Below are 8,326 nucleotides of genomic sequence, written 5' to 3' on the forward strand. Positions count from 1 at the left end.
GAGGTGCTGGTCGTCGTCAACACTGGCAATCCGCACCGGAGCCCGCGGATTGGTGAGGTCATAGACCCGCAACCGGCCCCCGCCACTGATGCTGGTGGCGGTGGTGAGGGTATGACCGTCCGGACTGAACGCCACCCCGGTCAGGTACTGGTCGTCCTCGACACTGGCAATCCGCACCGGAGCCCGCGGATTGGTGAGGTCATAGACCCGCAACCGGCCCCCACCATTGATACCGCTGATGCTGCTGGTGGTGGTGAGAGTGTGGCCGTCCGGGCTGAACGCGACCGCGGTGGGGCTCAGGTCGTCGTCGACACTGGCAATCCGCACCGGAGCCCGCGGGTCGGTGAGGTCATAGACCCGCAACCGACCACCGCCACTGCTGTTGCTAATAGTGGTGAGGGTATGGCCGTCCGGGCTGAACGCGACCGCGGTGAGGTACTGGTCGTCGTCGACACTGGCAATCCGCACCGGAGCCCGCGGGTCGGTGAGGTCATAGACCCGCAACCGACCACCGCCACTGCTGTTGCTAATAGTGGTGAGGGTATGGCCGTCCGGGCTGAACGCGACCGCGGTGAGGTGCTGGTCGTCCTCGACACTGGCGATCCACGGGGTGGCGACGAGCATGGCGGCGAGGCTGGCACGGGTCTCGAACGTGGAGGCGAGGTGTTCCGCGGCAAGATTGAGTTTGAGAGCCTGGGCAGGATCACTGCCGCGGAACTGCTCTGCCTGGACAAGGAGCCCCCGGGCAGCAGCGAGCCGCTGCTGCCGCAGTGCTTCCTGGCGTTGCGCGCGGGTGGTCACCCATTCGACCGTCGCGGTGGCACCCCCCGCTGTCACCAGTAGCACAAAAGCGGTCAGCACCGCGATGGCGCGACGGCGGCGGCGTACACCATGGCGATGGCTGGCTGTGAGAAACGCCTGGGTAGTAGAGGTGAGGGTATCGGGCGTGAGGGTGCGCGCGGCTGTGGTCGCCCGGTTCAGTTCCCACAGATAGTCGGCGGGCCGGCCGTGCTGCTCCCATGTCTCGGCGGCCTCAGCGGTGGTGGTCTGGAGCCATAGGGTGTCCGCGGCGGCGATGGCGCCGGCCAGCGGTGGCCAGGCAGTCAGGAGCTGCTCATGGGCGATATCCATGACCGGCCGGCACCCGGTCCCATCTCCAGGGATGGGACCGGTGTCATCGGTGATGGTGAGCAGCCGGCGGGCGACGAACACCTCCATCTCCGTCCGGAGCACCGCGGGCAGGTCGGCCAGGGCGACCCGACGGCGGGCAACCTGGCCGTGTCTATCGACGATGACTAGGCGTAGCAGTCCGTCCAGCACCTCGGCCGGCTCCCGGCCACTGGCGGCGGCGGCCTCGGCCAGGGCGGTGTTGGCCTGACCGGCCAAGGCTCCCTGGACGCCGCCGAGACGGTCATACTCGGCTGCCGACAGCCGCCCGCCCCGGGACACGGTCTCAGCGAGCCGGCCCAGGACGAACGCCAGCAGCGGCAGGGCCTGCCCGCTGCCGGTGTCGGTGACCATCCGGGCTGCCAGTTCCTCGTCCACGCTGATCCCGGCGCGGCGGGCCGGGCCGGTGATGACCAGCCCCAGCATGTCCCGGGCCAGGGGGGCGACCAGGAACGACGCGACCGGGAGATGGGTGTCGGCGGCCAGGGTGGCCAGCGGGTCGAGGAACTCCGAACGGATGGTGGCCAAGGCGCGGACCGGACCGCCGGTGGCTTCCAGCAGCAGCCCGGCGAACCGGCGTTGCTGTGCTGGGGGGCTGTGGGTCAGCAGTTCCTCTGCCTGATCGATGGTGAGGAGGAGGCGGCGGGCGCCGGCCGCGGCCAGGAGATCCGCGACCAGGCGGGTCAGCCCGCCCGGCCGGTCCACGGTGTCGATGACGGTACTGGCGGTCCAGTCCAGGCCCCGGGCCCGCCCGGCAACGGCCAGGAGCCGGACCAGCTCGGCGACCGGATCGGCTGCGGGTATCAGCGGGGCCAGGACGAGCCAGTCGGGATCCGCGGCCAGGATCGGTACCAGCCCGGCCCGGACCAGGGAGGACTTTCCGCATCCCGAGGGGCCGACCACGGCCAGCAGACCACCGCCATGGCGGCCGGTGGGGACACGGAGCCGGTCGGCAAGGGCGCGGCTGTCGGCGCTGCGGCCGAAGAACACCCGGGCCTGCCCGGTGGTGAATGCCGCCAGACCCGGATAGACGACCGGCGGTGTGCTGGTGCTTTCGCCTGTCCCGTCCAGGCGCCGTAATGCCTCGATCAGCGCATTCCGGGCGATGGTTCCGTCGCTGTCGAGGATTGTCCACTGGGTGTCGGTGGATATCAGCCGGTAGGCCACGGCTGGTTCAGCCTGCACTGGCAGCATCCGTCGCCAGCTGGCTCGTCGGCCGCTCGAGCATATTGTGGTTCGCACCGGCAGGATCCGCAGCCCATGTGCGAGTGCAATCCCAACCTCCGCCGCGCACCATGGCGACCGGGTGAACCCTGTGGTGACCAGCGCGACCAGAGCGTCAGCCGCGTACAGCTCGTCGAACAGCCGCTGGACCCAGGCATCCCCGACGACTATTCCGCGCTCCAGATCATAGCTGAGGAACACATCATGCCCGGCCTGGCACAGCCAGTCCGTGACGCGCCTTGCGACGCCCAGATCCTCACTGGCGTGACTGATGAACACCCGCGCCATCGCGCCTCACCCCCGTAGCGGCACGCAGCTGACCAATCCATCCGATGCCGGCATGCTACCTTCTGCCAGGATTGTCAGCGGACTTCACCGACCGCAATCCACCATTACCCAGGTCCGGCAGACTGACGGTGGATGTGTCGGGGCGAAAGTCGAAAGCCGGCCGGCCGGCGTGAGCCGGACAGTCCTATTGCCGGAGCCTCTTAGATGCCCAACAGAATGGCCACCGATCTGGCCGAACACGCAGGTCACAGCTTCAACACGCCCCGAAATCAACGAATGGCCATGCTGACGGGCTTCCGCAGCAGGCCCTGACAGGGCCCTCGGGGTCCAGGGCGCATGGCCGGCGCAACGCAACAGAGGCTCTGAAGCACTCTGAAGCACTCGACCTTCAGAGCTGAGTTCCGAGCTCCTTGTGCCTGCGGCGGAGTATCGAGCCCGTCGCCGTCGGGCTGCTGTCGGGCCTCGCGGGCAGGCCAGCCGCCTTGATCAGACCATGCCTAGGTGGACCGGAAGTAGCGGCGTTTGGGGTCGCGCGGGCCAGTACCGACCTCGCGGATGAGGCCGCGGCCGATCAGTCTGATAAGCCTGGTCCTGGTAGCGCGCGTGGACAGATCGATGGCAGCGGCGATCTCGCCGGTGGAAGCGCCGTCGGCCGTGATGGCATCGATGATCGCCTGGTCCTTGACGTCCAGCATCGGCGACTCGACGGATTGCGTCCACAGGGTCACGCGGAAGCGGGTGCCGATCTCCTCCAGGCCCGGAGGTGGAAGGCCCGCCTCACGACAGGCCGCGGTCATGCGCTGGATCCCGCTGCCCCACTGCTCGATGAGTCCCAGCGAGTTGAAGACTCGACCGATGACCCGGTTGCGAAGTTTGGACACGCCGCGGCGGATGTCCTCGACGGTCAGGCCGAACTGAAGCAGACCCGGGTTCTCCACCTCAAGCCGGTCATCGAAGATCGCGATGCGGATGGGCGCCCCGCGCCGCCGATAGTCCGCATGCGCTACCGCGTTGACCACCGCCTCCCGTACCGCCACGGGCGGCAGGTTCCACCGGTCGGTACGCCGGATCGCACCGATGTCGAGACCGTGCAGGCTGTGCTTGCGCACGAAGCCGACCGCCTCCTCGACGGAACGCACCAGGTTCGCGCGGATCTCCAGATGATCGACGATCTGGGACTTGTCGAGGCCCCGGAAACGTCCGGCCTGGATCCAGGCATCAGGGAACAACCGGCCACGGTCCTGGTCACAGCCGAACAGCAGCAGACCTCCGACAGTCGGCACGAGGCGCCCCTGATGGGTCGACACCAGCCGCAGGGTCTCCAGGTCCTCCGGCCGTAGCTTCCTGACGTCCGCGAACGCGCCGGCCGCCGTCTGGAAGTCAACCGCCTCCGAGCCAAGCTCGGGCAGTGCCTGCTCGTCGTACGCCTCACCACGGGCGTAACGGCGCAACTCCTCGATCAGGTCCGGATCGGCCCGCCGGTTAGTCGAGCCGACCCGGACATAGACGCCGCTCTCCGGACCCTCCTGGGCCAGGCGATACGGCCGCGACGAGCCGGGAAATACCTCGACGGCCACCACCTGAGTTCCACGCCAGGAGACGATCTCGATGTCGGGAACCAGCCGGGGAGCAATCGCGTCACTGATCAGGTTCGCCAGCCGCTCCTCAAGGTCGAGCGGCTCCGGGACACCTCGGACGCTGCGGGTGCCGTCTTCAACGCCAACCAGCAGAATGCCGCCAGCCGTGTTGGCGAATGCGACGAGACTACGCAGGACGCCCCGAGGGGACGAGAGGTCACGTTTGAACTCGAGCGTCTTGCCTTCGCTCCGGGCCAGGAGATCCGACAGATCCACAAGCTCGGAAGTCTACTCTGAAGTCTGGGAGCCGGATGGCGTGGCGTCCCTGGGCGTTCGATGCTTGACCGCCTCGACGGCGGCAGAGTCCCCGGCGACCGGCCGCAGCTGCTGGGGAGTCGGTGCGGACCGCCCGCGAGCGCGTCCACGTCCGCGGTGTCGCTCGCGGCACCCAACATGGCGGGCTCCCAGAACTCATCGGGCGACCGGGTCGATCATCCTCACCCAGATGGGCCTATCGTGAACCCATCCGGAGATACAGGAAGGAGACTCCGATGGCTGGGACGATCGAGGCTTCGCTGTTCGTGAGCTGGGCGCATGACGACAAAGCCGCGAAGGAGACGCTGCTCGCCGGGTTGGCGTTGGACGCGCTGAGCGGGGTCCGGCTGACCCGGTGGGAGGACTCGGACCTGCTGCTCGGCGCGGACTGGAACGAGGAGATCCTGACCCGGCTGGCCGACTGCGACTACGGGCTGCTGCTGGTAAGCCCAAAATTTTTAGCGAGCAGCTACATCCGAGGTACGGAGCTTCCGCGGCTGCTGGGGCCGGGCAGGGGCAAGGCGATACCGGTGATGCTGAAGGAGGTGCCGCTGGACGGGTCGTTCGACCTGCGCGGGCTTGCCGAGCGGCAGATCTTCACCGGCGCCGATGGCCGTGGCTTCCCCAAGACCAAGAGTCGGAACCAGGAGCAGTTCCTGATTGGCCTCGCGAGTCAGATCCGCCGCCGCGTGCTGGCCGACGCCGCATGATCACACGACTGCCGCGCCAGGCGGTGCTGCGGTACCTCGACCGGCTGGCCGACGATCTCACACCACGGCAGCTGCAGCGGCTGCGCGGCCTGGCCGGCCTGATCGACGGTGACGGCCGGATCCCGATGACGGACGCGCTGGCCGTGGCGACCCCCGGCGGCGACGACACGAAGGCCCAGGATGCGTTCCGGAAGTTCCGCGCGGCGTTCGACACCGTGGCGGACGCGGCAGGAGTCCAGATGCGGCTGGTCAGCGACCAGCGCAAGGCGCCGCCCCAGGACCGGGTGTGCTGGTTCGAAGGCGAGGACCTCACCGGCGACGAGCTGGCCGCCCGGTCCCGGCGGGAGGCCAGCCGGCGTGGCGACGAGGAAACGGTGACCGCGACGGTCACCGAGGTGCTGCCCGCGGCGACACCCGACGCTGGGCACGGCGGGATCGTCGTCCATGTGGAGATCGCACGGAAGGCTCCTGAGCCGGTCCGGCGGCTCGAGCGGGCATTCGTCGAGCTGTTGAGTGAGCAGGCATCCGCGGGTCCGGGCTACCGGGTCACCAGCATCCTCGAGCCGCTGCTCGGCGCCGATGTGGAAAGCGAGCGGCGTCAGCTGCGGGAAGCGGCCGACTTGGTGGTGGAGCTCGACAGCACCGCGGCGAGCCGGGACGCCTATCCGGGTGCGACCACCCGCCGGCCCCTCCGGCTGGCGCTGGAAGGCGTGGCCTGCGGCGCCGGGCCTGCCGGCAAGATCGTGCACGAGGCGCGCCGGCCGTTCAGCCAGCAACCGAACCGTAACGCCCATATCACATTCGTGCACCGGACGCTCGATCTGATCGCCGAACGGCTCCGAGAACCGGTCACCTCCCCCGGACCGCTCGCCATGCGGCTCAAGCCGGACGCATGGGTCAGAGACGTGGCAGGCCGGCGCCTCCTCCGGGAGAAGCCGGTGACCTCGCAGGTCGGGGAGACCTCGCTGGCCTCCGACGCCCTGACGGAACCGGCGGCGCGGCGCCTCAGCGAAGCGCTGCCAGCGGTCGACCGGCTCGTCACCTGGGCAACCGAACCGTCACCGAACGCGCGACATCTGTGCGCACTGCTCGGTGATGTCGGCATGGGCAAGACGACCACCGCCCAGCTGTTCACCCTGGCGCTGCTGGACCGCCGCGAGCACGATTTGTCGGTGCCGCTTCCGATCCTGTTCGACCTGCGCGATCTCCCGGCACAGGTGGTTCGCGAGACGACCGGGTTGAAGAAGATCCTCCAGGCGCTGCTGGAGGCCGGAGACCTCGGGCGGGTCCCGACGGTCGAGGAGGTCCTCGATCTCGTCGCCAGCGGCAAGTGTGTACTGATCTTTGATGGGCTCGACGAGGTGCTTGTTCACCTCGAACCGCACGCCGGCCAGGTGTTCACCCGCACGCTGTGGCGGGCCACCGAGGAACTCTGGCGCTCCCAGCCAGCCGACGCGCGGGCGGACCGGCCGAGCAAACTGCTGCTGTCGTGCCGGACCCACTACTTCCGCTCGATCCGCGACGAGACCAACCACTTCACCGGCCAACACCGCGACGGCCCCAGCGGCGCCGACTACCTGGCGCTGCTCATGCTCCCCTTCGGCGAAGAGCAGATCCGGGCCTATCTGGCGGCGAATGTCCCGGGCACGGACGTCGACCGGCTGCTGGACCTGATCGGCAGCGTGCACAACCTGCGTGAGATCGCCAAACGGCCCCTGACCCTGCGGATGATCGCCGACCAGCTGGAAACCGTCGAACAGGCGAAGCTCGCCGGACGCACCGTCCGCGCCGTCGATCTCTACGCCTCATTCGTGCGGCAGTGGCTCGAACGCGACGACGGCAAGCACTGCCTGCTCCCGGACCACAAGCAGCAGCTGATGGAACACCTCGCCGCGCAGCTGTGGCAGTCCGGGCGCACATCATGGGACGTCGCCGACGTCGAACAGTGGATGTTGGAGTTCCTCGCCGGTCGGCCGGAGCTGGAGCTGCACTACCCGGCGCGGGCACCCGACCTGTGGAAAGAAGACCTCCGTACCGCGACCTTCCTCGTCCGCCGCGACGACGACACCTTCGGGTTCGCGCACACCTCTCTGCACGAGTACTTCCTCGCCCGCTACCTCGACCGGGCGCTGGAACTGCCACCCGAGCGGTCACGCGCAAGCTGGCAGCTGGCGGTCCCCAGCCCCGAGACCCTTGACTTCCTCGGCCAGCTCCTCGCCGGCCACGACAGCCGACGGCGCACACAAAGCACGGCCGCTCTCGCGGCGATCGTGACGCAGCTCCCGGACGGCCGCGCCGACGCCGCGGCGGTGCTCGCCTTCGCCTACAGCCTGACCGCAGCCCGCGCCGGCCACCCCGACCACACACCGGCCAGCCGCGTTCTGACCGGCGCGAACCTGGCCGGCTGGCGCATCGACGCTGGCAGCCACCGCCTCGACCTCCGAAGGATCGCCCTTGCCGGCGCCGACCTCACCACAACCGTCATCGGCAATGTCGACCTCTCCTATGCCGACCTGACCGCCGCGACCCTGACCCGCGCCGAGATCCTCGACAGCACCCTGCGGCACGCCGATCTCCAACGCGCCGAACTCACCGGGACCGTCTTCCGCAGCTGCGACCTGAGCGCCATCCGCTGGACCGGCTCCACCGCCCACCGCACCCAGGCACTCCTGTGTACCCAACCCCCGAACACCCGCCGAGCCGGCTGGCTCATGGCACCGACCAAGGCCCCCCGCCCCACCCACGCCCGCCTCACCTCCTTCGCCGGCCACCACGACGGGGTGAACGGTGGGGCGTGGAGCCCGGACGGGACTCAGGTTCTGACTGTCGGAGCCGATGGGACGGCGCGGATCTGGGATGCCGCCTCCGGCCAGGAACTACTCACCTTCACCGGCCACACCGGCCCGGTGTCAAGTGGGGCGTGGAGCCCAGACGGAACACAGGTCCTGACCGCCAGCGACGACGGGTCGACGCGGATCTGGGATGCCGCCTCCGGCCACGAACTCCGCACCCTCACCGGCCACACCGGCCCGGTGTCAAGTGGGG

At 69.0% G+C, this 8,326-nt stretch carries 4 protein-coding genes; 2 read left to right on the forward strand and 2 right to left on the reverse strand.

The annotated features are described in order from the left end of the window. Together MJ797_RS15930 and MJ797_RS15935 are read right to left on the reverse strand one after the other, a co-directional pair. Positions 1-2,679 (reverse strand): TIR domain-containing protein (locus MJ797_RS15930; protein WP_239335611.1); only part of this gene is annotated, 2,679 nt, incomplete at its 3' end. A 497-nt stretch (positions 2,680-3,176) separates the two neighbouring features. After that, complete coding sequence (locus MJ797_RS15935) at positions 3,177-4,532, reverse strand: helix-turn-helix domain-containing protein (protein ID WP_239335613.1); 1,356 nt, start codon at positions 4,530-4,532, stop codon at positions 3,177-3,179. A gap of 275 nt (positions 4,533-4,807) precedes the next feature. Between MJ797_RS15935 and MJ797_RS15940 the strand changes: the two genes are divergently transcribed. Both MJ797_RS15940 and MJ797_RS15945 read left to right on the forward strand, forming a co-directional pair. Next, the gene (locus tag MJ797_RS15940) at positions 4,808-5,281 is read left to right on the forward strand and encodes a TIR domain-containing protein (protein WP_239335615.1); all 474 of its coding nucleotides are present in this window, start codon (positions 4,808-4,810) and stop codon (positions 5,279-5,281) included. After that, the coding region (locus MJ797_RS15945; RefSeq protein ID WP_239335617.1) for an NACHT domain-containing NTPase at positions 5,278-8,326 on the forward strand (3,049 nt) is incomplete at its 3' end. The genes MJ797_RS15940 and MJ797_RS15945, both read left to right, overlap by 4 nt.

Source organism: Protofrankia sp. CiP3, assembly GCF_917627345.1.
In the GTDB taxonomy this organism is placed as follows: domain Bacteria; phylum Actinomycetota; class Actinomycetes; order Frankiales; family Frankiaceae; genus Protofrankia.

Excerpts from the sequence above, each read along its gene's own strand:
- MJ797_RS15940 (WP_239335615.1), top strand. The coding sequence starts at position 4,808 with ATGGCTGGGACGATCGAGGCTTCGCTGTTCGTGAGCTGGGCGCATGAC.